Genomic DNA, 19880 nt, shown 5'->3' with positions numbered 1-19880 from the left:
GACGCGCGGCGGTCGTCTGCCGGCCGCCGCGCACCGTATCGCGATCTCAACCGTGGACGGCCACCTCGGGGTCGGAGGTTTCGCGCCGGGCCAGCCAGATCATGATCATCAGGGGGATGAGCAGGCCGAGTGAGCCGAACAGCCGGCTTCCTGTCATCAGCCGGATGAGGAGTTCGTTGCCTACCGTGAGGAGCACCGGGACCGCGGCCAGCAGGATCGTGCGGCGACCGGTCGGGGTGCGGGCGGCGTATCCGGCGGCGACCGCCAGCACGGTCAGGGGCAACATGAGGAAGGCGGTCTCCGCCTCGTAGCTCAGGAAAGGGGTGAGGAAGGGGGGCAGCGTCTGCGCTATGGCCGCGACGGTGAGCAGCGCCGACCAGCCGATTATCGTCCGATGTGGCAAGGTGGGCCGCTGCGGTCGTAACGTGACAAGAAGCGCGGTCAGTGCGATGGGGGCGAGATAGAGGATGACGGGCAGCGGCTGGCCGGAGTCGAACATATAGGTGCCCGGGTTGTCGGTACCCGAGGCGAATGAGAACACCTGTGTCGGTAGATACCAGGCGATGTAGGCGGTGCCCCACAACCAGGCACTCCCCGCGGCGAGCCAGCGTGGCGCGCGCAGGATCAGCGCGATGACCATCGGCAGGGTGAGGGGGATGATGGCCGAGATGTCCCCGCGGTGTCCGTGCGCGACCCCGATGAGCCGTAGGGCCATGAGGTCGCAGGCCAGGACCAGGGCCGAGACCAGCCCGGCCAGGGCGAACGCGCTCCGCCAGGACGAGGCCGACTCCGGGCCGAAGGCGTTTCGCAGGTGGATCCGTGCCGCGCCCCGGATCAGGTCGGCCGAGTCCGCGAGGCGCGGACGTCGGCGGCCGGGCTCGGTTCGGGTCAGCAGGACGCCGAGCATCTCCTCCTCGTGCGTCGCGCGATGTGTGCGCGGATACCACCGCAGCAACCGCCGGTAGCGCGCTTCAAGTTCGCTCATGACAGTCCCCAAGCGGTGCTGAAGCCCTGGCGCAGGCGGCGGACGGCGGTGGTGGCGTGCCGGGCGAGGCGGTCGGCCTCGGCGGAGAGGCGAAGGGCGCCTTCGCCGGTGAGGCGGTAGTAGCGCCGGACGCGGCCGTTGACGATCTCCTCGCGATCGGACTCGATCAGGCCTTCGGCGCGTAGCCGATCGAGGGCGGCGTAGAGCGTCCCGGCGCGCAGCACGACCCTGCCGCCGGAGATCTCCTCGACGTCGGCGATCACGCCGTATCCGTGCTGTGGCCCGGCCGCGAGGGCGGTCAGGATCAGGAACGTCGGCTCCTGCATCTGTCTCATGTCATCAGCATATATCGATGATCTGTGTATTGTGGCAAACCTGCCCACCTGTTCGATGCGGCCTGCCATCGCCTGTCCCGGGCCGGGGTCGCCGAGCCGCGACCGGTCGTCCGCCTCGGGACAGGCGGGTCCGCCCGCGCCCGGGCGTTCGCTCAGCCGAGTTTCTTGACCAAGATCTCGAATTCCAGGTCGTCCCTGGTCGGCAGGCCGAAGCTCTCGTCGCCGTAGGGGAAGGGGGCCGTCTCGCCGGTGCGGGAGTAGCCGCGGCGTACGTACCAGGCCAGGAGCTCCTCGCGGACCGAGATCACAGTCATGCGCATCTCGCTCGCGTTCCAGGTCTCGCGGGCGAAGCGCTCGGCCTCGGCGAGGAGCGCCTTGCCGAAGCCGCCGTTCTGCAGGGTGGGGCGTACGGCGAACATCCCGAAATATGCGTATTCGCCGCGGTGCTCCACCTGGCAGCAGGCGACGAGTTCGCCGTCCACCTCCATGAGGATCATGTGGTTCTCCGGCTTCTCCAGCTCGGCGGTCACGCTCTCGACGTCCGTCCGCCTCCCGTCCAGCAGATCCGCCTCGGTCGTCCACCCGGCCCGGCTCGACTCCCCCCGGTAGGCGGAGTGGACCAGGCGCACCAGGGCGGGCACGTCCGCGACGGTGGCCGCGCGGAAGACCGGCCGTGTGGTCCGGGAGGGGGTGTTCATCCGAGGAATCCTTTCTGCGCAGGAGAACCCCGCCTTCCGGCGTGAAAGGGAAGGCGGGGGTGATCGTCTGGACAGGCGGTGACACGTGCGGTCATCGAGTCGCCCGATCCTGCGCATCATAGTCAAACGGGCTGCTCAGCTCACTTGGCCGCCTGGAAGGCGCGGCCCGCGGGGGTGGCGACGCCGTTGCTCAGGAACAGGCCGCTGTTCGGCTCCTTGTCCGAGGAGGGCAGGCCGAACCAGGCGTAGCGCTGCACGTACGGCAGGGAGGCCAGCATCGCGGTGGACGCGGTGACGAAGGCGGCCTGCTGGGCGTCGGTGGGGAAGCGGACACCGTTCGAGAAGTCGATCAGGGCGTACTCGGTGAGCCAGATCGGCTTGCGGTAGCGCTCGTACACGGTCTGGAGGTACGACCTGAGCTGGCCGACCGCCGCCTCGGTGCGGAAGTCCCCGCCGTACCAGTGCAGCGTGACGAAGTCGACGCGGTAGTTCCGCTGGGCCGCCCCGGACATGAAGCGGTCCAGCCAGCCGCCCGCCCGGTCACCGCCGTAGGCGACGGCGGGACTGCCGATCTTCTGGCCCGTCGCGGTGAGCCTCGGCCACAGCGACAGCGCCTTCTCCACGGTCATGTTGGACTGTTCGGCCATGTCCGGCTCGTTGAAACCGAGCAGATAGGGGCCGGCGTTCTTCGCCTGGGCGAGATTCTGGTCGGTGACGCTGTCGGCTCCCCAGATCATCGGGACGAACTCGGCCGACTTCGGAGTCGTGACACCGTTGTGGTTCGTGGACCACGTGTAGTACCAGCTCGCACCGGAGGCCGCGAGGGCCGCGCTGACACCGGGCGCCTGCCACACACCCACACCCTTCTTGGCGGAGGTTCCCACGGGAACCTCGGGGACCGGTGTGGTCGGGGTCCTGCTGGGGGCGGGACTCGGCGTCGGTGTGACGGTCGGGGGGCGACTCGGGCTTGGACTCGGCGTCGGCGCGGTCGGGGTGACGCCCGGTACGGGGGTGGCCGAGCCCTTGCCGAAGACCTGGAACTCCCAGAGCGAGACACCGTACCGGCCGGCCCGCTGGGTGGCGTGAAGCCGCACGTACCGGCCGGTGGCCGAGACGTTGATGGTCTGCACGCCGCCCTTGCCCGCGGCCGTGCGGTGGATCGTCTTCCACCGGCCGTCGCCGTTGGACGTCTGGATCCGGAACGCGGTGGCGTAGGCGTGTTCCCAGTTCAGCACGATCTTGCTGATCGCGGTGGGCCTGCCCAGGTCCACCCGCAGCCACTGGGGGTCGCTGAACGCGCTGGACCAGCGGGTGTCGCTCCTGCCGTCGACCGCGGCCGCGGCGGACAGGTCGCCTCGCTCGACCGAGGAGGCGACGGCACTCCGGCCCTGCGACACGGGGGTTTCGGCCGCGCCGGCCGGGAGGGCGCCGTTCACCATCGAGGCGCCCAGGACGGCCACCAGCACGCTCGCGAGCGCGGCGCGGCGTACCCGGCGACCTGTTGCGCGAACCGCTGCGGTACCGCGCGGAACAGTCTCACTCATGTGGATGAGGTCCTTCGTACGAGGGAGTGGGGATCGGATGCTGTCGGTGTACTGGAGGCGTGACGGTCGGGCCGGGTCGCGGATCTCCTGGCCGGACGTGTTCGCTCCCGTACAGGAGACCGGCGGGCGGACCGGGGACAACGGAAACGTGGTGGTCGATCTGGGATACTCCGCGAGTGCGACGTTCGTCCCGCAGCACTCTCCGGTTGATCGCCGACATCGCCGTCTCGCTCGTCGTCGGGCTTTATCTCGTCGCCCTGGTGATGGACGAGGCGGTGGCGCGCCCGGGACCGCTGACGGTCCTCGGGATGATCGCGGGCGCGGCGCAGGGCGTGGCGCTGTGGTGGCGGCGTTCCCATCCGGTGACGGTGATGGCGGTCGCGCTCGCCGGAGGGCTTGTCGTCCACTACCTCGCGCCGCAGGGGCTCTTCCCGTTCGCGGGCCTCTTCGCGATCGGTTCGCTGGCCGCGCTCCGCCCGCCCCGCGTGTCGCTGCCCGCGCTCGCGGCGCTGCTCGCTCTCACCGCGCTGAACTTCCGCACCGCTCCCAGCCAGGACGCGCAGTTCGCGATGGCGTTCCCCGTCCTCGCCTGGGCGCTCGGCGAGGTCGTACGCAACAGGCGTGTGGCGATCGACCAGGAGTCGCGCAGGGCGGTCAGCGAGGAGCAGGCGCGGATCGCCCGCGAGCTGCACGACGTGATCGCGCACAGTGTCTCGGTCATCGTGGTGCAGGCGGCCGCCGCCGACGACGTCTTCGACGAACATCCCGACCAGGCACGCGCCGCGCTGCGCTCGATCGAGGCGGCGGGACGTGAGGCGCTCGGGGAGCTGCGCGGGTTGCTGGCCGTGGTGCGGTCGGCCGAGGATGCCGCTCCGGGATCTCCCCGGCCGGGACTCGACCGGCTCGGGGAACTCGTGGAGCCGTTCCGCGCCGCCGGTCTGCAGGTCGCGGTGCGCCGGGAGGACGTCGGTGCCGACGGCGCGCTGCCGCCGGGGGTCGACCTCGCCGCCTACCGGATCGTTCAGGAGGCGCTCACCAACACGTTGCGCCACGCGGGCGCCGGTCGCGCGGAGGTCACCGTCCGTGCCACCTCGGGGATGCTCGAAGTGGACATTTTCGACGACGGGCACGGTGACGGGAGCGGCGACGGTGTGAACAGCGGTGGTGAGAGCGGCCGAGACGGTGACGGTGCGGACAGCGGTGGCGAGGGGAGCGGCGGAGGCATGGGCGGCGGAGGCGGGAGCGATGGCGGCATGGGAACCGGCGGGAGTGACGGTGGTGGCGGTCACGGGATCGCGGGGATGCGCGAGCGCGCCGTGATGCTGGGCGGCACCCTCGACGCGGGTCCGCGACCCGGAGGCGGATTCCGCGTGCGCGCCCGCCTCCCGTTGGGAGCGCCGCGATGAGCGTGCGGGTGGTCCTCGCCGACGACCAGGCGTTGGTCCGCGGCGGTTTCCGTATGATCCTGGAGGCGAGGGCGGACCTTGAGGTGGTCGGTGAGGCCGGGGACGGCGAAGAGGCCGCGCTTCTGGTCGAGCGGCTGAGGCCCGACGTCGTCCTGATGGACGTGCGGATGCCCGGGGTCGACGGCCTGGAGGCGACCAGGAGGATCGTCGCCTCGGGGAGTCCGGCCCGGGTCATCGTGCTGACCACCTACGACGTCGACGAGTCCGTGTTCGCCGCCCTGCGCGCCGGGGCGAGTGCCTTCCTGCTCAAGGACGTGCGGCCCGCGGAACTGGTGGAGGCGGTCCGCGTGGTCGCGCGCGGCGACGCGCTGCTCGCGCCGTCGGTCACCCGCAGGTTGCTCGACCGGTTCGTCACCGTTCTGCCTGATCCCGGTGCCACGCCGCCCGACCTCGGCTCGCTGACCGGGCGGGAGGTCGAGGTGCTGCGGCTGGTCGCGCTCGCGCTGTCCAACTCCGAGATCGCCGAGCGACTCGTGCTCACCGAGGCGACGGTCAAGACGCACGTCTCCTCGATGCTGCGCAAGCTCGGTCTGCGCGACCGGGTCCAGGCCGTCGTCCTCGCCTACGACGTGGGACTCGTGCGCCCGCGCTCCCTTTGAGATCCTCCTCGGCCGGAATCCGTCCGAGGGGGGAGAGGTACGGCCCGGCTCCGTCCTGGGAGGGGGGTGAAGGCCACTCCCGCGTTCGATGTGCTTGGAGGGCGTCCGGACCTAGCGTCGCCGTCATGACCGGAAATCTTCCCGACGACCGACGACACGCGATCCAGAAGGACCGAACGGCTCGGATCTCCGAGCCCTCCAAGACCTCTGAGGCGGCCCCGACTGTTGAGCCGGTCCCGACACCTCGGACGCCTCAGGCGGCTGAGGCGGACCAAGCAGCCAGGATGGCGCGGCCGGCTCAGGCGGCCCCCGGCGGGCGTCCGGGGCCGTTGCGCCGGGTCGCGCCCGCACTCGGGCTCTTCCTCCTCTCCCCGCTGGTCGCCGAGTACCTTCTCGGCAACGTTCCCCCGTCCGAGATCTGGGGCCTGGTCGTCCTCGCGCCGATGTACGGTGGTGGCGCGATCATCATCCGCGAAGTCGCGCGCCGCGCCGGGCGCGGCTGGCCGACGATCATCCTGCTCGGGTGCGCGTACGGCGTGCTGGAGGCGACCCTGATCGACCAGACCCTCTTCAATCCCGCCCCGCTGTTCGAGGGGGACGTCTCCCGCACCTCCACCCTCATCCCGGCGCTGGGGTTCAGCGCGGTCAACGCCGTGGGATTCACCGCGGGACACGCCGTCTGGAGCATCGGCGTCCCGATCGTCGTCGTCGAGACCCTGGTGCCCCGCCGCGCCACGACTCCCTGGCTGGGTATACCCGGCCTCATCGTCACCTGCGTCGTGTTCGGCCTCGGTTCCCTCGTGCTCTTCGGCGGCATCCGCGACGACAGTGGATTCATGGCCTCGCCGCCGCAGAGGATCGGCGCCGCCGCCGTGGTCGTGCTCCTGGTCGTCGCCGCGTTCCTCGTCGGACGGCGCTCCCGGCCGGCGAAGGGTGGGCGGTCGCCGAAACCCTGGCTGGTGGGTACGGCGGGATTCGTCGCGTCCGCGGCGTTCGTCGTCCGTCCCGAGGACTGGTGGGGGACCGCCGCGGGCATCGCGCTGATCGCCGTGACGGCGGTCGTGGTCGGCCGGTGGTCGCGAGGTGACGGCTGGGACGTCAGGCACCGGCTCGCGCTGGCGGGGGGCGCGCTGCTGACCCAGGCGTTCCTCGGTTTCCTGCTGCTGTTCCTTCACGGCACCGCGACCACCGCCAACCTGATCGGCCAGACGGTCCTCGTCCTCGGCGCGCTCGCTCTCTTCCTCGTGGCCCGCCGTAGCGCGCGGAGAGCGGGCACGGGAGGGTGAGGAACCCGCCTACGGGTCGGTTCCGGCCCCGTGGGGATCCACGCCCCGCGCGTTCTCCGTCACGTGAAGTTATCGTCGATAACGGAACGTGGGGAATCGGGGGATGACGTGGGGAGGCGGGGGATGCGACACACGCGTGCGGCGGTGATGCGGGCGGCGCTGCGGCTGCTCGACGAGGTCGGGCTGGACGGCCTGACCACGCGAGGGCTCGCGCAGGAGCTCGACGTACGCTCACCGGCCCTGTACCGACACTTCGGCAGCAAGCGGGAACTCCTCGACCACATGGCCGCGACCATGATCGAGGACGCGTTCGCGCACCTGGCCCGCCCGGGACCGGGCCAGGACTGGGCCGACTGGCTCGCCGAGCGGGGGCGGGCGCTGCGCCGGAGCCTGCTCACCTATCGCGACGGCGCGCGGCTGCACGTCGGTGCCCGGCCGGTCGGGAACCAGGTCGTGATCTCCGACTCGGTGGTCGAGGTGCTGGGCGAGGCGGGGTTTCCTCCCGAGGAGGCCCGGCGGGTGATTCTCGTCATCGGCCGCTACATCGTCGGGTGGGTGGTCGAGGAGCAGGCGAGCGCCGGTCGTCCTGTAGAGGGGGAGTCGCGCGAGGCGGCCGACGCCGACTTCGAGTACGGGCTGAACGCGATCCTGGCGGGTCTGCGCGCGAGCCTGGACGGTGTTCGCGCGAGCCCGGACGGGGAGATCCGCTGAGGGGCGTCCCCGTCCGGGCTCGCGTGGCACCGAGCGTGGACGGCGAGACCCGCCGAGGCGGGCGACTCCCTGTCCGGGCTCGTGCGACGCCGAGCGGTCACCTGGCGCGGCCAGGCCGTCGCCGTACGGGGACGCGATCCGTAGTCCTTTCAGGCGGGAGTTTCTCGGCTCTCTCCGAGCCAGACGAGATCGGAGTGGAGCCGGTACGCGGCGCTGTCGGCGCTCCGCCAGCTGCCGAACCCCCGAGCGGTCACCCCGACGGTGGCCACCTCTCCGCCCGGCAGCGCCAGCCCGTACGCCACCACCTCGGGGACGTCCTCGCCGAACTCCTGGACCAGGGCGAACACCCGAGGCAGACCACCGGCCAACGCCCTCACGTCCTCCCTGGTGGTGCCGATCTTCCCGGGAAAGGTGTCTCCCGTGCTTCCGTTTGCCGCCTTCTGAGAGCCTGTGCCGTGGTAGACAGTCGGGTGGTTGGAACCGTCGAAGTGCTCCATCTTGAGTGTTTCCTTTCCGGTCCGGCCGTCGGGGCCGGGGCGGGCCTGCCGTCCAAGCGAAGCCCGTCTCGGTCCCTTTTTCTTGGACTCTGTGCGACTCCGTGGCGATTTCTCGGTCGCCCTCTTGCGATCTCTTATACCTGCTGTCACCGAGTCGCTACTTTGGGTATGCTGACACACGGTAACGATGGTTCACAAGCTGTGTAGTCCAAGTGGCGAAATCTTGAACTGTGCAGCACAGTCCGAAGGGGGCTGGGTATGGCTGCTCCGAAGTGGGTGACACTCCGAGCGCAGTGGCTCGGTCAGCAGCTCCGCGATCTTCGTGAGGCCAACGGCATATTGCTCAAGGACGCGGCCGAATATCTGCAGCGTGACCCATCTACTGCGGGCCGCTTCGAATCCGGTGAGTACCCGATCCGCAGGCCCGACTTGCTTGCCCTGCTCGATCTCTATGGTGTTGCCGACGGTCGTCGGCGCGAAAGCCTGATGAAACTGAGTCAAGAGGTATGGCAGAAAGGATGGTGGGATGGCTATGCGGGAGAGGTTGCGGGTGAATTTGTTGACTATGTGTGGTTGGAGTCCCGGGCGCGGGAGATCCGCGCGTTCGACAACACCTTGCTGCTCGGTTTGTTTCAGACGGAGGAGTATGCGCGAGCGGTGATCGCGGCGGCCGAGTTCGGTGCGGAGGAGCGGCAGGTCGACCGATGGGTTGAACTGCGTATGACTCGTCAGAGGATTCTTGAGAGTGACGACCCACCCCGGTTGTCGACGATCATCGATGAGGGGGTGCTGCGCCGCGAGGTCGGTGGTTCCGGGTGTCTGGCGGCGCAGCTGCAGCGTTTGGCTGAATATGCCCTGAATCCGAATATTGAGATTCGGATACTCCCGTTCAAGGCCGGCGCGCATGCCAGTCCCACAGGCGCATTCCGCATACTGGGGATGAAGGATCCTTACCCTGAGGTCGCCTATGCAGAGACTCCGAAGGGTGCTATCTATGTGGAATCACCCGATAGTCAGCACTTCATCCTTGCATACGATAAATTGCAGAAGCTTGCCCTCGGATCCGAAGAGTCGGCCGAGCTTATCTCCGCGATGGCGAAAGAGATGCGGTGAACGCGATGGAAGGGCATGGCGCGCTCAATCCCGGTGAACGGGCCGGTATTGCCTGGCGTATCAGTACGAGAAGCGAGAACGGTGGCGGGAGCTGCGTTGAGGTTGGTCCGTTGGGTGACGGTAGTGGGCGGGTCGCGGTGCGGCATAGTCATCGGCCTGATGGCGAGGTGATCGTCTATAGCCGTGCGGAGTGGGAGGCGTTCGTCGGTGGCGTCAAGGACGGGGAGTTCGACTTCTCCGTCACATGAGACATCGCCGTGGTGCGGGCGACGTCACGGGTGCCGAGCGTGTCGGGAGAAGGCCCGAGGTTAAGGCGATCCCGCGTTCGTGCCGAGCGGAGGGCGTTCTCCGGCGACGGGATTCGACGAGCGCGGACCCATGATTTGCTTACCCCCATGGACGACTCGCAGATCGCTCTTTATCTGGACAGATTAGGTGTGACCCGGCCCGTGGAGCCGGGCGTCGAGAGCCTGCGGACCCTGCAACTCGCGCACCTCAGGGCGGTGCCGTTCGAGAACCTGAGCATTCATCTCGGTGAGCCGATCTCGCTCGACCTCGACGCCCTGTACGACAAGATCGTCGTCCGCCGTCGCGGTGGCTTCTGTTACGAGCTGAACGGATTGCTCGCCGAGTTGCTGACCGCGCTCGGCTACCGCGTGACGCTGCTCGCCGCCCGTGTCTTCGGCGGTGGTGGCGTGCCGGGGCCGCTCTTCGACCACCTCGCGCTGCGCGTCGATCTCGACGAGCCGTGGCTGGTCGACGTCGGATTCGGCGACTTCTCCGACGAGCCGCTGCGGCTCGACGGGCGCGCGGAGCAGAAGAACGGCGGTGGCACTTTCCTGGTCGGGCTCGCCCCCGGCGACCACGGCGACCTCGACGTCACGCACAACGGCGACCCGGGTTACCGGTTGACCGCCCGGCCCTACGAGCTGGCGGACTTCGTCCCGATGTGCTGGTGGCAGCAGACCTCTCCGAAGTCGCACTTCACCAAGGCGCCGGTCTGCTCGATGCGCACGGCCGAGGGCCGGATCACGCTCCGCGACCGCAAGCTGATCCACACCGTGGACGGCGAGCGCACGGAACGCGACCTGGACGAGAACGAACTTCTCCCCGCCTACCGCGACCACTTCGGAATCACCCTCGACCGGATCCCGTCCGCCAAGGCGTGACCTTCCGCTCCCGGTCTGGCCGGTGACGAGCGGGGAAGGGGTGTCAGGCGGTCTGGCGGTCCTCGTTCCTGCTCGTGCGGATCTGCTGGATCCGCTGCTTGCTCAGTCCCAGCAGCTCCCCGATGTCGGGGTCGGACAGGCCGAGCCCGGCCAGTTGGTCGACACGGGCCCTGGCCGTCCTGGTGTAGTCGTCGGCGATCGCGGCGGCCCGTCGCTGGAGCTCGGCGAAGTCGTTCAGGTCGTCCTCGGTGAGACCGGGCAGGGTGTAGTGGAACACCGGGGCGGGCGGCTGGTCGCGGTCGGCGAAAAGGAAGGGAAACCCTTCTGCGATGTCGCCGTGCAGCTCTTTCAGGGACCGTGCGGACATGCCGCCCGCCACGCCCTGCACGGTCGCGAGCCACAGCGTGCCGGTTTTCGTGACGTGAACGTCAACGCTGTCCTGGGCGCCCATCAGTCCTCCAGCCAGTCATCACCGAAGAGGAAAGCGAGCCCTCGTTCGAGATCGTCCACAACGTGAGGTGTCTCGCCCGGATACAGCGGGACGATCGCGCGGGCCACGACGCGGCCCTCGGTATCCCACAGCAGCAGGAAGCGTTGCCTTCTGGTCGTCTCGGCCCAGTCGCAACGCAGACCGTGGTCGCGGGCGAGAGCCGTGATGCGGTCGCGGATGGCCGCGTAGTCGTCTCGTTCCACCACACGCGGCAGACTATATCCCTTGCTTACCAGCGACAATGCCCCTTGTCGGCATGTTCGTTATGGTGTGTCGCCCTCTACGGCCGGTCATTCCGGGACAACCGGATCATTTTTTGGTCGCAAGATTCCCGCTGGGGCCGACAGCTTCGATCGATCACGCGAGACCGGAAACGGGTGTGGTGGCCGAGGCGGGAACGACCGGCCTGGCGGGCTCCAGGAGGGCGAACACGGCTCGGGTCAGGCGGAGGTGAGGGAGCGGTCGCGGTTGACGAGGGCGGCGTAGGGGCCGTCGGCGGCGAGGAGTTCGTCGTGGGTGCCGCGTTCGACGACGCGGCCGTGGTCGAGGACCACGATCTGGTCGGCGTCGCGGATCGTCGACAGGCGGTGGGCGATCGTGATGGTGGTCCGGCCCCGCGACAGGGTGTCCAGGGCTTCCTGGACGGCGCGTTCGGTCTGGGTGTCGAGGGAGCTGGTGGCCTCGTCGAGGATGAGCACGGGCGGGTCGCGCAGCAGGGTCCTGGCGATGGCGAGGCGCTGCTTCTCGCCGCCGGAGAAGCGGTAGCCGCGCTCGCCGACCACGGTGTCGTACCCGTCGGGCAGTGCGGCGATGTGGTCGTGGATCCGCGCGGCCCGCGCGGCCGCGACGACCTCCTCGTCGGTGGCGGAGGGGTTGGCGAACCTGAGGTTGTCGGCGATGGAGGAGTGGAACAGGTAGGTCTCCTGCGAGACCACGCCGACCGTCTCGGCGAGCGCCTCGAAGGTGAGGTCGCGCACGTCCACCCCGTCGATCGTGACCCGGCCGCCCGTCACGTCGTACAGGCGGGGCAGCAGGTAGCTCAGCGTGGTCTTGCCGGAGCCGGTCTCGCCGACCACGGCGAGGGTGGTGCCGGCGGGGACGGTGAGGTCGATGTCGGAGAGGGTCGGGGTGTCGCCGTAGGCGAAGTCGACGTGCTCGAAGCGGATCTCGCCGCGTACGGTCTCCGGTGTGCGGGTGCCGGGGTGGATGTCCACCGGCAGGTCCAGATACTCGAAGATCCGGGCGAACAGCGCGAGGGAGCTCTGCACGTCGACGCCGAGCCGCAGCAGCGACACGGCGGGCCGGAACAGGTTCATCTGCAGCGTGGTGAAGGCGACGACGGTGCCGATGGAGACGACCGAGGTGAGCCCGGTGGCCCAGTAGATCACCGCGGGCATCGCCGCCATGATGATCTGGATGGTGGACTGCCGCCAGCGCCCGGCCATGCTGGAGCGGACCTCCAGGTCGGCGAGCTCGTCGGAGGCGGCGGAGAACCGCCCGGCGAGCTCGGGGCCGCGGCCCATCGTCCGGCCCAGCAGGATGCCGCTGATCGAGAGCGACTCCTGGACCATCGACGACATGGCGGCCATCTTCCGCTGCCGCTCGGAGGTGATCTTTCTGCGTTCCCTGCCGACCCTGCGGCTGATCGCGACGAAGACGGGGAGCAGCAGCAGCGACACGATGGTGAGCCGCCAGTCCAGCACGAGCATCGCGATGATCGTCGCCACCACGGTGGTGAGGTTGGAGACCATCGAGGCCGCGGTGGAGGTGACCACCAGCTGCATGCCGCCGATGTCGCCGGCGATGCGCGACTGCACCTCGCCGGTCCTGGTGCGGGTGAAGAAGGCCATGGACATGCGCTGCAGGTGGCCGTAGACGCTGGTGCGCAGGTCGTGCATGACGCGCTGGCCGACCCCGGTGGAGATCAGCGTCTGGACGACGTCGAGCACGCTGGTGACGACGGCGACCGCGACCATGCCGAGCGCGAGCAGCGTGAGCAGGCCGGTCCTGCCGTGCGGGATCGCGTCGTCGAGCACCGCGCGGAGCATGAACGGCGAGGCGAGCGAGACGAGGGAGGACAGTCCGATGAGGATGCCCACGATGGCGAGGCGGCCCCGGTAGGGGCGGAAGAGGGCGATGACGCGTCGCAGGGGGGCGCGAGGTTCGTCGTTCACCTCAGGTGTTTCGTGCCGTATGGCACTTTTGGTTTGTTCCTCCACGGAACTCCTTTCTGATGTAGTCTCAAACAGAGGTTAACTCACATTCATTCCCTATGGCACTGGGATAGGTTCGGCGCTGTGGAGACGGAACTGGCCGACCTGGTGCACGGCGTCGGCCGTCGGCTGCGGCAGGGGTACGGTGAGCGGCTCGGGCCGCTCGGCCTGAGCCCCGGTCAGGCGCGGGCGCTTCGGGTCATCGTCGACTCCGAGCCGCCGCTGAAGATGGTGCAGCTCGCCGAGAGGCTGAGGATCGTGCCCCGCTCGGTGACCCCGGTGGTCGACGCGCTGGAGGAGGCCGGGCTGGTCCGTCGCGAGGTCGATCCCGCAAACCGCCGCTCCACCCTGCTCACGGTCACCGGTGAGGGCAGGAAGCGGTACGAGCAGGTGCGCGAGGCGCGCAGGCGGGTGGCCGAGGAGCTGTTCTCCGTGCTCACCCCCGAGCAGCAGGACCGGCTCGGGGAGCTGCTCGGCACGGTCGACGCGCAGTCCGTCTGACCCGGCCGCCACCGGGGGGCGCGGGTGGTGGGCCTCGGTTCTCCTGCGTTTCGGTGGGAGCGGGTGACAACCTTTCAGCTGGTTTTCAGCCGGTCCGGTGAAAGCGGCTGACGGGTTCAGCCGGTCCGGTGGAGGTGGCCGGCCGGTTTCAGCCGGTCCGGTGGAAGCGGGCGACGGCGAGGGCGAGCATGAGCAGGCCCGCGCCGCCGACCAGCAGGAGTTCGAGCGCCATCGGGACGGCCCATCCCGACCAGGACACCCCGGGACCGTACACGGCCATCACCTCGGGCGGGACGGACAGGTGGGCGAAGACGACCTGACGCGCGGGGTCGACCGCGTACGTCAGAGGGTTCAGCAGCGTCACGGTGCTCATCCACCCAGGCAGGTTGGTGAGCGGGAACAGCGCCCCCGACAGGTACATGAGCGGCATGATCGCCATCTGGGCGATCCCCTGGAACGACTCCATGCTCGTCATCCGCGCGGCGACCAGCACGCCGAAGGCCGACATGGTGAAGGCGGTCAGGAACATCACCCCGACCAGCGAGACGATGAGAACCGGGTCGTAGGGTACGCCGACCAGTCCCGCCATGGCCACGATCACCAGGCTCTGCAGCGTCGCGACCAGCGCGCCGCCGAGTATCTTGCCGACCACGATCGCGGTACGGCTCACCGGGGCGACGAGCATCTCCCGCAGGAAGCCGAACTCGCGGTCCCAGACGATCGACGAGGCGGAGAACATCGCCGTCAGGATCACCGTCATCGAGATCACGCCGGGGAACATGAAGGTCTTCAGGTCCACGCCGTCGGGAACCCCCGGCATCAGGGACCCGAATCCCGTGCCGATGATGAAGATCCACATGAATGCCTGGAAGAGCATCGCCGTGACCCGCTTGCCGTCGGTGGCGAAGCGGATCAGCTCCCTGCGGAGCACCACCTTCACCGCGCGCAGGTTGTGGGCGGCGCCGCGCAGCGGGACGCGGGGCGTGGCCGTCTCAGCCGCGACCATGGGCCGGCACCTCCTCGTCGTGGGCCTTCCCGCCCACGGAGCCCACAGAGCCCTCGCCGTCCCTGCCGTCCCCGGTCTCCGCGTGGGTCTTCGTGCCCGCGGTGTCGTCGCCTTCGGCGTTCGTGCCGTCCTCGATCTTCGCGTGGGCCTTCCCGCCCACGGCGCCCTCGCCGTCCCCGGTCTCCGCGTGGGCCTTCGCGCCGACCTGTTCGGGGCCGCCGGTTCTCCCGTTCCCCCCGGTGTCCTCCGCGTCGCGGATGGTCGAGCCTGTGTAGGAGAGGAAGACGTCGTCCAGGGAGGGGCGGGTCATCTGGACGGAGAGGATGGGGACACCCAACTCGGCGAACAGGCGCGGGACGAACTCCTCGCCGCTGGGGACGGAGAAGGTGAGTCCCCCGTCGCGGGCCTCGGCCTCCACCGAGAGGCGTTCCCGCAGCATGACGGTGGCGGCCGGGTCGTCGCCGGTCTGGATGCGGATCCGGTCCCTGCCCACCGTGGCCTTGAGCGCTTCGGGGGTGTCCAGCGCCACGACGGAACCGTGATCGATGATCGCGATGCGGTCGCAGTGCTCGGCCTCCTCCAGGTAGTGCGTCGTCATGAAGATCGTGATCTTCTCCAGGTCGCGGAGCTCGGTGATGTACCCCCAGATGGCCGCGCGGGTCTGCGGGTCGAGCCCGACCGTCGGCTCGTCGAGGAAGAGCACCCGGGGGGAGTGCAGCAGGCCACGGGCGATCTCCAGGCGCCGCCGCATGCCGCCGGAGTAGGTGTGCACCCGGTCGTCGCGGCGCTTCCACAGGCCGACGATGTCCAGGACCCGCCTGATCCGGTCGTCGATGGCGTTCTTGGGCAGGCCGTACAGCTCGGCGTGGAAGCTCAGGTTCTGCGCGCCGGTGAGGTATCCGTCGACGGTCGGTTCCTGGAAGACCAGGCCGATGTCGCGCCTCACCTCGTCGCGCCGCCGCACGATGTCGTGCCCGCCGACGGTCGCGCTGCCCCCGCTGGGCCGGATCAGCGTGCACAACATGTTGATCGTCGTGCTCTTGCCGGCCCCGTTGGGACCCAGCAGGCCGAACACCTCGCCGGGGGCGACGTCGAAGTCGACGCCCCTGACGGCCTCGATCTTTCCGTACTCCTTGCGCAGTCCCCTCACGGACACCGCCGCGCCGTCGTCCACCTCACCGCCCCCCGCGAGGGGAGAAGAACGGCAGGAAGGGGGCAGTGCTCCCAGTGCTCCCAGTGCTCCCAGTTCCCCCGGTGCTTCCGGTGCTTCCGGTGGCCTGCGACATGGCGAGCAGGACGCCCGCGCCACCCGTCGCCAGGTCCATGGAGATCCGGAAACCCCTGGTACCGGTGAACGCGAGGTGCCCCTGGAAGGAGACGGCGTGCTCGCACAGGTCACGCAGCCGCCGGTCCTCCGCCGCGTCACCCCTCATGTCGCCCGTCATGTCGTTCGTCCCGCCGTCGGGTGTGCCGTTCGCGAGCCGGGAGAGTACGGCCACCTGCCCGGCCATGCCGCGGAAGAGGTCGGCCTGCAGCGAGACGCGTGTCCGGCAGGCGCGCAGCAGGCCGGGGAGGCTCGCGCGCACCCGGTCGTCCTCGCGGTGGGCGAGGAGTTCGGCGGCGACGAGGGCGATGCCCGCGCTGCCGACGTCGAGGTAGGGCATCGTGCGCACGCCCGCCTCCTCGACCACGAGCCAGCCGTCCGCGGTCGTCACGCACCGGTCGAGGTCCAGCCCGACGGCTCGGGCGGCGTGGTCGAGGAGGGCGGGGTCGCCGGTCCGCTCGAACAGCCGGACGAGGAAGAGGGCCACTCCGCACCAGCCCCGCATGAGGCCGGCCTCCAGGGGCCGGGTGGGGGCCGGGAGCCCCGGGCCGCGTGCCGTGCCGGGGTCTCCGCGTTCCACCGCGTCGGCCAGCCGGTCGGCGACGGCGAGTGCCGCGGTGAGATGCTCCGGCCTGCCCTGGGTGCCCGCGAGGTGCGCCAGCGCCGCCCCGATGCCGGCGTACCCGGAGAACATCGAGATGTTCGCGCGATCGGGTACCGGCTGCCGGTCGAGCAGCTCGGCCGCCTCCTGTGGGTATCCCAGGTGGTCGAGGGTGTAGGCGATGCCGGCGGTGCCGTCGTAGAAGCCGGGGCGGCGCGGTCTGTCGCGCCGTACGGCGTCGAGCAGCCACCTCTCGTGCTCCGGATGCCTGCCGTGGCCGGTCGCCTCCAGTGCCCACAGCACCCCGGCGGCGCCGTAGGCGAACCCGAGCCCGCCGGACACGAACTGGTGCACGTCGCCGGGGAACAGGCGGTCCTCGCGTTCGGGGGTCGCGGAACTCAGGATTCCCCTGGCCAGGGACTCGCGCACCGCCCGCCAGTCCACGGCGGGGGCGTCAGGACCGGCGGGCCCCACCTCCACCTCCACCGGTTCGGTGGCGGGGGAGTCCGGGAGCCCCCGCGAAGGAGCGAGGTGGGAGAGGATCGTCTCGGCCCAGCCGGCGGGAACCGGGAAGTTGTCGCACATCGTGCGTACGAGCCGGTGGACCCGGTCGGGCCGCAGTGCGGTGATCTTGCTGAACGGCAGGAACATGGCAAGGCGTAACGCGGCGAGGGCGTACAGGTCGCGGGCCACACCGTTGGTGTCCCGGCCGGCGAAACCGGTCGCGGCCAGTCCCGGCCGCCAGTCGGTGTCCGTGGCATCGAACGCCAGTTCGAAATCGACCAGGGCCACCGTCTCGTCGGGCCGGACGATGACGTTGCCCAGGTGCAGGTCGCCGAAGACCACCCCGCGGGCGTGTATCTCGGCGATCAGCGCCTCGACGCGGTCGGTGATCTGCACGGCCCTGCGGGTGTAGGACTCGATGTCCTCGGCCGTGGGCTCGGCCATGACCACCCAGGGATGGGCGGTGCCGCACCACACGTTCAGCGGCTGCCCCTCGACGTACTCCTCGACCAGGAAGCGGTGCCCCGCCACGTCGAGCTCGTCGTACAGGGCGGGGACCCCGGGGATGCCGCGCAGCGCGGTGAGGGCCCAGCTCTCGCGTTCCATCCTCGTCGTCGCGTCGTGATGGTTGGCGTCCACCGCCGCGTGCGGGCGGGCCTCCTTGAGCACGACCTGGCTGCCGTCGGTGCGGCGGGTGGCGAGGTAGACGCCCCCGGCGTTGGAGAAGTGCAGGGCCCGGCGCACCAGGTAGGGGAGCTCTGCGCCCGCACCGTCGCGACGGGAGTCCAGGTGCGGCTGGAGGAAACCGGGCAGTTCCACCCATTTGGGCGGGTCGAAGAACGGCCTGCGCCGGTCGGGCAGCAGGGTGCCGTCGGGGTGACGGATCGCGAAGACGGTCTCGCCGTGCTCGTCCACGCACGTCATCTCGGTGAAACCGCCGTAGCGGACGTACAGCGGGCCGTCGCCCCAGCGCAGGTCGCTGAGGATGTACGGCCCCTGCTCGCCCTTCAGTTCCACCGACAGGTCCGTCAGCACGGCCCGCAACTCCTCCTCGTCGCGCGGGTAGACGGTGACCAGCTTTCCGCTGGAGCCGCGCGGCGAGTACTTGGCGTTGAAGACGAGCAGCATGTTGCGGTCGCGCAGGTGCTTGAAGGGGATGCCGCGCTCGACGCAGTAGTCCCAGGCGGCGGAGCAGAGCCGGTCGGCGTTCTCCAGCGTCGCGGACAGGTGGACCTTCCAGCCCTGCTCGGCGGTGGTCCGGCCCTGCGGGCGCAGGGACACCCAGACCCCGCGCTCCTTGCGCACCCACCCCTCGGGAACGGCCGTGCCCGACACGGTGAACGCGTGCTCCCGGATGAAGCCCACCCCACCCGACCAGCGGGTGGGCTCCTCGAAGAAGAGGGGGTCGGCCAGGGTGTAGATCTGCATCATGTCCTGCACGCGTGGTGCTCCTCGCCCGTGCTCGTCGCTCCCGCGCCGTCCCCGCCGCGCTCGCCGCCACCGTCGCGCTCGCGGTCCCCGTTGCTCTTGCCGTCCGCTTCGCTCTCGCGTTCCCGGTTGCTCCTGTCGTCCGTGTCGCTCTCGCCGTCGGCGGAGAGGGACCCGCGCAGTCGTTCCAGAAGGCCGATCATCGTCGACAGCGGGGGCGCGCCCGCCGCGTCCTGGCGTCCGGTGCTGAGGCTTCTCGTCGCCCGTACCGGTGCCACCACGACGTTGCGCCGTTCGGAGAGGGTCCGCAGATGGCCTTGCAGCGTCGGGTTGTCCAGCGCTCCGGGGGGCAGCGAGGGCGCCAGCGCGATGGGGGCGGAGGTGCACTGCAGGGAGAGCAGCGCGGGGGTGTCGGCGAGCCCGAGCGCGAGCCTGGAGATGAAGTTCACGCACGCCGGATAGACGATCACGCTGTCGCTCCACTCGGTGAGCCGCACGTGCAGCGCGTCCGGCCGCGCCTCCTCGGGCCACCGGTCCCGCACGACCTCCCGGCGGACGAGCACGCTCAACGCCTCCCCGCTCACGAAGCGCTCCGCGCTCGGGGTGAGGACGACCTGCACCTCGAGGTCCCGGTACGCCGTGATCAGCCAGTTCAGCCAGAACGGCAGGTACATCGCGGCGATGGCGCCGGTGCCGATCACGAGCAGGCGCTCGCCGCCGAACTCGGGGGGCCGGCGGTCGGCCGGTGTGCCGGTCACCGCGCGTACTCCTTCGGGCTCGTGGCGGGCTTCGGCCTGGTGACGAGCCACCTGAGGTGGTGGATGAGCGCCCTGATGCCCCTCGGGCGCTCGGCCTCGGGACCCCGGACCAGCCGGGTGAGAACATCCGCGCCCTGCTTTTCCCACATATGCCGATAAATGGCGTAGAAATGCACGTCCCAGAGGCATCCCCGGAAGAACATGTGCTTGGGGAGGGTCGCCTCCTTGGGAATGAGGTCACCGACCCAGCCGATCCGGTCGATACTGGCGTCCGTGGTGACGAAATATACTTTTCTTATGTCTTCCCAGGTGGCGAACGCGTAATTCACCAGAAGCATCATCGCCTCGCCGCCGAGGCCGTATCTGGCCTTGTCGGTGTCGGTGAATATGCCGACCTGGATGTGTCCGGCCGGGTCCATCTCGTGCAGGGTCCCGAATCCGACGGTCTCCCCGCTGTGCCGCAGCCTGATCGCGAAAATCGCGGAGATGTCCTGCTTTTTCAGCTGGTCAACGAATACCTTGAGCGGCGGCATGCTGTGCAGTCCCAGGCCGAGAAGGAGCTCGTAGAGGGCGACCCCGTCCGACGGGTCGGCGATGGTGAGCGCCGTCCGCTGAGTCTCGACATGGGGAATGAGCACGACTGTGTCACCTT

Annotated in this window: 21 protein-coding genes; 8 read left to right on the top strand and 13 right to left on the bottom strand. The window is 69.7% G+C overall.

Going from position 1 to position 19880, the window contains the following annotated elements; genetic code table 11:
- Nucleotides 1–46: 46 nt before the first annotated feature.
- The 4 genes from AB0B90_RS24080 to AB0B90_RS24065 all read right to left on the bottom strand — a co-directional run bounded on the left by AB0B90_RS24080 (nt 47) and on the right by AB0B90_RS24065 (nt 3562).
- On the bottom strand, nt 47–985 hold the full coding sequence (locus AB0B90_RS24080; protein ID WP_350946071.1) for a hypothetical protein: 939 nt from the start codon (nt 983–985) through the stop codon (nt 47–49).
- Entirely contained in the window at nt 982–1320 is a 339-nt protein-coding gene (locus tag AB0B90_RS24075; RefSeq protein WP_350946072.1) for a helix-turn-helix transcriptional regulator, read from the bottom strand. The genes AB0B90_RS24080 and AB0B90_RS24075 overlap by 4 nt, the downstream gene beginning before the upstream one ends.
- A 152-nt stretch (nt 1321–1472) precedes the next feature.
- Nucleotides 1473–2018 (bottom strand): GNAT family N-acetyltransferase, encoded by a 546-nt coding sequence (locus AB0B90_RS24070; protein ID WP_350946073.1) that lies wholly within the window; start codon nt 2016–2018, stop codon nt 1473–1475.
- Between the two features lie 140 nt (nt 2019–2158).
- Nucleotides 2159–3562 (bottom strand): glycosyl hydrolase, encoded by a 1404-nt coding sequence (locus AB0B90_RS24065; protein WP_362924888.1) that lies wholly within the window; start codon nt 3560–3562, stop codon nt 2159–2161.
- A 176-nt stretch (nt 3563–3738) separates the two neighbouring features.
- Here AB0B90_RS24065 and AB0B90_RS24060 point away from each other — a divergent pair, with 176 nt between their 5' ends.
- The 4 genes from AB0B90_RS24060 (at nt 3739) to AB0B90_RS24045 (ending at nt 7624) form a co-directional block, all read left to right on the top strand.
- Nucleotides 3739–4968, top strand: coding sequence for a histidine kinase (locus AB0B90_RS24060; RefSeq protein WP_362924886.1), 1230 nt, complete (start codon nt 3739–3741; stop codon nt 4966–4968).
- Nucleotides 4965–5627 carry a response regulator transcription factor gene (locus AB0B90_RS24055; protein ID WP_362924883.1) on the top strand — a complete coding sequence of 221 codons (663 nt, stop codon included), beginning with the start codon at nt 4965–4967 and terminating at the stop codon, nt 5625–5627. The genes AB0B90_RS24060 and AB0B90_RS24055 overlap by 4 nt, the downstream gene beginning before the upstream one ends.
- A 284-nt stretch (nt 5628–5911) precedes the next feature.
- Entirely contained in the window at nt 5912–6913 is a 1002-nt protein-coding gene (locus AB0B90_RS24050) for a hypothetical protein (protein WP_362924881.1), read from the top strand.
- 123 nt (nt 6914–7036) lie between these two features.
- A complete protein-coding gene (locus AB0B90_RS24045) occupies nt 7037–7624 on the top strand; it encodes a TetR/AcrR family transcriptional regulator C-terminal domain-containing protein (RefSeq protein ID WP_350946078.1) in 588 nt (195 codons plus the stop codon).
- Between the two features lie 149 nt (nt 7625–7773).
- On the opposite strand, the gene AB0B90_RS24040 is transcribed toward AB0B90_RS24045, so the two are convergent.
- Nucleotides 7774–8121, bottom strand: coding sequence for a hypothetical protein (locus AB0B90_RS24040; RefSeq protein ID WP_362924878.1), 348 nt, complete (start codon nt 8119–8121; stop codon nt 7774–7776).
- A 258-nt stretch (nt 8122–8379) separates the two neighbouring features.
- Here AB0B90_RS24040 and AB0B90_RS24035 point away from each other — a divergent pair, with 258 nt between their 5' ends.
- From AB0B90_RS24035 to AB0B90_RS24025, 3 genes are all read left to right on the top strand, one after another.
- On the top strand, nt 8380–9234 hold the full coding sequence (locus tag AB0B90_RS24035; protein WP_362924876.1) for a helix-turn-helix transcriptional regulator: 855 nt from the start codon (nt 8380–8382) through the stop codon (nt 9232–9234).
- Between the two features lie 5 nt (nt 9235–9239).
- Nucleotides 9240–9482 carry a DUF397 domain-containing protein gene (locus AB0B90_RS24030; protein WP_362925081.1) on the top strand — a complete coding sequence of 81 codons (243 nt, stop codon included), beginning with the start codon at nt 9240–9242 and terminating at the stop codon, nt 9480–9482.
- Nucleotides 9483–9629: 147 nt separating this feature from the next.
- Complete coding sequence (locus tag AB0B90_RS24025; protein ID WP_350946082.1) at nt 9630–10403, top strand: arylamine N-acetyltransferase; 774 nt, start codon at nt 9630–9632, stop codon at nt 10401–10403.
- A gap of 43 nt (nt 10404–10446) precedes the next feature.
- Here AB0B90_RS24025 and AB0B90_RS24020 read toward each other — a convergent pair whose 3' ends face one another.
- The 3 genes from AB0B90_RS24020 to AB0B90_RS24010 form a co-directional block, all read right to left on the bottom strand.
- A complete protein-coding gene (locus AB0B90_RS24020) occupies nt 10447–10854 on the bottom strand; it encodes a hypothetical protein (RefSeq protein WP_362924874.1) in 408 nt (135 codons plus the stop codon).
- A complete protein-coding gene (locus AB0B90_RS24015; protein WP_362924872.1) occupies nt 10854–11099 on the bottom strand; it encodes a hypothetical protein in 246 nt (81 codons plus the stop codon). The genes AB0B90_RS24020 and AB0B90_RS24015 overlap by 1 nt, the downstream gene beginning before the upstream one ends.
- Before the next feature lie 234 nt (nt 11100–11333).
- Complete coding sequence (locus AB0B90_RS24010; protein ID WP_350946085.1) at nt 11334–13067, bottom strand: ABC transporter ATP-binding protein; 1734 nt, start codon at nt 13065–13067, stop codon at nt 11334–11336.
- A gap of 123 nt (nt 13068–13190) precedes the next feature.
- On the opposite strand from AB0B90_RS24010, the gene AB0B90_RS24005 reads away from it, so the two are divergent.
- A complete protein-coding gene (locus AB0B90_RS24005) occupies nt 13191–13607 on the top strand; it encodes a MarR family transcriptional regulator (RefSeq protein WP_362906831.1) in 417 nt (138 codons plus the stop codon).
- 148 nt (nt 13608–13755) lie between these two features.
- Here AB0B90_RS24005 and AB0B90_RS24000 read toward each other — a convergent pair whose 3' ends face one another.
- From AB0B90_RS24000 to AB0B90_RS23980, 5 genes are read right to left on the bottom strand one after another with little or no spacing between them, the layout of a single operon-like run.
- Nucleotides 13756–14613, bottom strand: coding sequence for an ABC transporter permease (locus AB0B90_RS24000; RefSeq protein WP_350946087.1), 858 nt, complete (start codon nt 14611–14613; stop codon nt 13756–13758).
- The gene (locus AB0B90_RS23995; RefSeq protein ID WP_362924869.1) at nt 14600–15787 is read right to left on the bottom strand and encodes an ATP-binding cassette domain-containing protein; all 1188 of its coding nucleotides are present in this window, start codon (nt 15785–15787) and stop codon (nt 14600–14602) included. The genes AB0B90_RS24000 and AB0B90_RS23995 overlap by 14 nt, the downstream gene beginning before the upstream one ends.
- Nucleotide 15788: 1 nt before the next feature.
- Complete coding sequence (gene lanKC / locus AB0B90_RS23990; protein ID WP_362925079.1) at nt 15789–18473, bottom strand: class III lanthionine synthetase LanKC; 2685 nt, start codon at nt 18471–18473, stop codon at nt 15789–15791.
- A complete protein-coding gene (locus AB0B90_RS23985) occupies nt 18470–19228 on the bottom strand; it encodes a flavoprotein (RefSeq protein WP_362924867.1) in 759 nt (252 codons plus the stop codon). Before AB0B90_RS23985 ends, lanKC begins: the two co-directional genes overlap by 4 nt.
- A complete protein-coding gene (locus AB0B90_RS23980) occupies nt 19225–19866 on the bottom strand; it encodes a GNAT family protein (RefSeq protein WP_350946090.1) in 642 nt (213 codons plus the stop codon). Before AB0B90_RS23980 ends, AB0B90_RS23985 begins: the two co-directional genes overlap by 4 nt.
- Nucleotides 19867–19880 lie beyond the last annotated feature (14 nt).

The organism is Streptosporangium sp. NPDC049078 (genome assembly GCF_040648855.1).
Classification (GTDB): domain Bacteria; phylum Actinomycetota; class Actinomycetes; order Streptosporangiales; family Streptosporangiaceae; genus Streptosporangium.
This window is presented reverse-complemented; position numbering and strand designations above follow the sequence as displayed.

Excerpts from the sequence above, each read along its gene's own strand:
- AB0B90_RS24080 (WP_350946071.1), bottom strand. The coding sequence starts at position 985 with ATGAGCGAACTTGAAGCGCGCTACCGGCGGTTGCTGCGGTGGTATCCG.
- AB0B90_RS24075 (WP_350946072.1), bottom strand. The coding sequence starts at position 1,320 with ATGAGACAGATGCAGGAGCCGACGTTCCTGATCCTGACCGCCCTCGCG.
- AB0B90_RS24070 (WP_350946073.1), bottom strand. The coding sequence starts at position 2,018 with ATGAACACCCCCTCCCGGACCACACGGCCGGTCTTCCGCGCGGCCACC.
- AB0B90_RS24065 (WP_362924888.1), bottom strand. The coding sequence starts at position 3,562 with ATGAGTGAGACTGTTCCGCGCGGTACCGCAGCGGTTCGCGCAACAGGT.
- AB0B90_RS24055 (WP_362924883.1), top strand. The coding sequence starts at position 4,965 with ATGAGCGTGCGGGTGGTCCTCGCCGACGACCAGGCGTTGGTCCGCGGC.
- AB0B90_RS24050 (WP_362924881.1), top strand. The coding sequence starts at position 5,912 with ATGGCGCGGCCGGCTCAGGCGGCCCCCGGCGGGCGTCCGGGGCCGTTG.
- AB0B90_RS24045 (WP_350946078.1), top strand. The coding sequence starts at position 7,037 with ATGCGACACACGCGTGCGGCGGTGATGCGGGCGGCGCTGCGGCTGCTC.
- AB0B90_RS24040 (WP_362924878.1), bottom strand. The coding sequence starts at position 8,121 with ATGGAGCACTTCGACGGTTCCAACCACCCGACTGTCTACCACGGCACA.
- AB0B90_RS24035 (WP_362924876.1), top strand. The coding sequence starts at position 8,380 with ATGGCTGCTCCGAAGTGGGTGACACTCCGAGCGCAGTGGCTCGGTCAG.
- AB0B90_RS24030 (WP_362925081.1), top strand. The coding sequence starts at position 9,240 with ATGGAAGGGCATGGCGCGCTCAATCCCGGTGAACGGGCCGGTATTGCC.
- AB0B90_RS24025 (WP_350946082.1), top strand. The coding sequence starts at position 9,630 with ATGGACGACTCGCAGATCGCTCTTTATCTGGACAGATTAGGTGTGACC.
- AB0B90_RS24020 (WP_362924874.1), bottom strand. The coding sequence starts at position 10,854 with ATGGGCGCCCAGGACAGCGTTGACGTTCACGTCACGAAAACCGGCACG.
- AB0B90_RS24000 (WP_350946087.1), bottom strand. The coding sequence starts at position 14,613 with ATGGTCGCGGCTGAGACGGCCACGCCCCGCGTCCCGCTGCGCGGCGCC.
- lanKC (WP_362925079.1), bottom strand. The coding sequence starts at position 18,473 with ATGATGCAGATCTACACCCTGGCCGACCCCCTCTTCTTCGAGGAGCCC.